General features: G+C 38.7%; 1 protein-coding gene. It reads left to right on the top strand.

Going from position 1 to position 1382, the window contains the following annotated elements; all coding sequences use genetic code 11:
* Positions 1–1338: IS5 family transposase (locus CRYPD_RS07660; RefSeq protein ID WP_138146980.1), on the top strand; the 1338-nt coding region annotated here is incomplete at its 5' end.
* Positions 1339–1382: the final 44 nt, after the last annotated feature.

Below are 1382 nucleotides of genomic sequence, written 5' to 3'. Positions count from 1 at the left end.
TCAACCCCAAACACAGGTCAACAAAATCTTTTTCATTCAGAGCTTTTCTCCCAATTAGACACTAAAGACCCTTTAATACAGCTGGCCAATGCCATTAACTGGGCAGTCTTTGATCATAGCTTTGAGCAGTATTACTCTAAAGACAACGGCAGACCCTCAAAACCCATTAGGCTGATGGTGGGCTTACTCATGCTTAAACAGTTGGAGAACCTCTCTGACGAGCGTGTTGTGTTGCAGTTTAAGCGCAACCCTTATTACCAATACTTCTGTGGCTATCCAAACTACACGCCTGATGTTCCTTGCAATGCTACTGAACTGGTACATTTTAGAAAGCGCATTGGCACCCAAGGTTTTAATCTTATTTTTAAAATGAGTATTGAATTGCATGGTAGCTTAGCACAAGAGCCAAGCGTGTTAATTGACACCACCGTACAAGAAAAAAACATCACCTATCCTACTGATGCCAAACTGGCAATCAAGATTATCAATCGCCTTAACAAGCTGGCAAAACACCATAACATTCAACAGCGCCGTACTTATGTCAAAGAGGTTAAAAATTGTCGCTTGGCAATCAGACACTTCCGTCATGTTAAAAAGCGCACCAAAGCTAAGAAAGCACTAACAAGACTTAGAACCATTGCCAATAAGCTCATCAGAGAATTGCAACGCAAACTACCTCAATATCTGTTGTTTACAACCTATCAAAAAGACTTCTTGCTCTACCAACAAGTGCTAGCACAAAAGCCCAAGGACAAGAATAAAATCTATTCATTGCATGAAGCTAATGTTTATGTCATTGCCAAGGGCAAGGATCATAAACAATATGAATACGGCAACAAAGTGTCCATTGTATCAACCAAAGACAATAACATTATTGTTGGCGTTGTGAGTCATAACAAAAACATTCACGATTCCAAAACCTTATACGCTGCCATTGGTCATGCTAATAGCAATAGAGATAAAAACAAGCCCATTAAACAGGCAGTATGCGATAGAGGTTATGTTGGTGCAAAAGAGGTATTGGGTGCAAAAATTATCCTCCCTAAGAAGGCACTTAAACGAGACAATCGTTATCAGCGCGATAAAAAGCGCAAACTGTGTAAAAGACGTGCTGCCATAGAGCCTATTATTGGACACTTAAAGTCAGACTTCAGGCTATCTAGAAATCTACTAAAAGGGCAGATTGGCGATGAGATTAATGTTTTAATGGCTGCTTGCGCTTGGAATTTAAGAAAGTGGCTAGTTGCCACTACTATTTTTTTGTTTTTACAAAAGGTTCGCTATTTTTTTATAAAGAATCATTGGTTTATGTTGCAGTATGCAAAAGCTTGTAATTAAATAAGGTTTGGTTATTTTGAATTGGATTTTTAAGGGTTGACTAA

This window comes from Bathymodiolus heckerae thiotrophic gill symbiont (assembly GCF_900180345.1).
In the GTDB taxonomy this organism is placed as follows: Bacteria; Pseudomonadota; Gammaproteobacteria; order PS1; family Pseudothioglobaceae; genus Thiodubiliella.
Note: the sequence above shows the minus strand (reverse complement) of the source record. Positions and strands in the feature narration are given on the sequence as shown.